This window comes from Treponema sp. R8-4-B8 (assembly GCF_054786175.1).
The window spans coordinates 1-591 of the sequence record NZ_BDHE01000258.1 but is presented as its reverse complement, the minus strand read 5'-3'; the positions used below and the strand labels follow the sequence as shown (position 1 = coordinate 591).

At 42.8% G+C, this 591-nt stretch carries 1 protein-coding gene; it reads right to left on the bottom strand.

The genetic code is table 11. From position 1 onward, the window contains the following. Nucleotides 1-232: 232 nt before the first annotated feature. On the bottom strand, nucleotides 233-460 hold the full coding sequence (locus ACYVRA_RS08265; RefSeq protein ID WP_461252252.1) for a hypothetical protein: 228 nt from the start codon (nucleotides 458-460) through the stop codon (nucleotides 233-235). Nucleotides 461-591 lie beyond the last annotated feature (131 nt).

Here is a 591-nt window from a genome sequence, read left to right as displayed (position 1 = left end):
CAATCGGGATTCTGCGGGCTAAATTCAATATCGGTCTTACGAACTTGATTTACAATATGTGTAGATATGAGTTTTTGATCCGCTCAGCATCAGCAGGCTGATGTCGTTGTCGCTTGTACCTGTCTCTTATACACATCTAGATGTGTATAAGAGACAGGTAATGTCCATACTAATTAATATAATACTTGCCAATATTAATCCATTTTAATCCGGCATCCAATGCGCGGAATTTCTAATTGAGGGCATCAGGTTCTTTCGCCTCCGGGACGCCAAGGTAAAAATCCATATAAGCGGTAACATGCTTTACGGCCTCGGTAAGACTGACGTCTTTGGCGGATATGTCGTCGTTTTTGAAGGTCAAGTACTCATCAAAATGATCTAATTCGTCCTGCGTGAGCGGACGCAGCGGGTCTTTCGAAAGCTCGCTTATTTGGCGTTCTTTCATCACATTGCACGGCATAAGGTCACTCCTTTTGCTGATTTTGCCTGTTTCGGAACCGATTACTATATCATATAATATAAGAAAAGCACGGCGGCTGACGCAATATTTTGTGAAAAAAATCAACCCGACCCCGCCCCATTATCGACAAT

What these genes read in the sequence shown, in the direction of transcription:
- ACYVRA_RS08265 (WP_461252252.1), bottom strand. Translation starts at nt 460, where the DNA reads ATGCCGTGCAATGTGATGAAAGAACGCCAAATAAGCGAGCTTTCGAAA.